The organism is Ruegeria sp. CF1, from assembly GCF_056537445.1.
Genome location: NZ_JBQFRN010000028.1, coordinates 1 through 703, shown reverse-complemented (window position 1 = coordinate 703; position 703 = coordinate 1). Strand labels below are relative to the sequence as shown.

General features: G+C 52.3%; 1 protein-coding gene. It reads left to right on the top strand.

The features are described 5' to 3' along the window. The first annotated feature begins 140 nt into the window (after positions 1–140). Complete coding sequence (locus ACRZ96_RS21120) at positions 141–377, top strand: hypothetical protein (protein ID WP_480815083.1); 237 nt, start codon at positions 141–143, stop codon at positions 375–377. Positions 378–703 lie beyond the last annotated feature (326 nt).

The window sequence follows — 703 nt, the reverse complement described above, 5'->3', positions numbered from 1 at the left end:
AGATGGACGCTGATAGAACGCACGGGATTTGTGCACACAGAAAGTTGGCGACTTCGCAGAAGCACTTGGCAGAAATTCGCAATCATTATTCTCCAGACGACACCAAATGACCTGAGCGTAACTTGTCTAGGAGATTTTATATGAATGACCGTTTACCTGAAGGTGCATTGTATCCAGCGAGCATCCTTACGGATTGCTTCAAATCGAATGTCGGCGACCATCCATGGGTTCAGGCCTATCCCGAAGTCGCCTTAGCGGTTGAACGCGCGGTTTTGGCAATGGAAGCGGCGTGCGGGGCAATTCGGGAAAAGCAATCCAATGGCGCAGTGGGCGAAGACCTAAGTCGGCATCAAGCAAAATGGCGCCTTCAAATATAGCGACCCAACTGTGGCAAGGATGCTGACGTGACCGCGGGGAATGGTGCGACGCGCCAAACTCGTACCCCCTCATTGAAATCGCTAATCCCATCACGACGCGCCGCACCTGCTTGTTATCGGTGTAGCGTGTTTGAATTGTGTCTGAGATAAGAAAATAAGGGGTCTACGGGAATCCCCCAATTTCGGACAAGGCGCTAACGGGGTAGATTGGGTTTAACGGAACAACACTACCACTCCGGATACCCCCTCAAGAGAGAGGGGCTGGCTAAGACCCCCTCATCCAGCCCCTCACCACCTTCACTCTCAATCATTTGTGAGACGGTGGG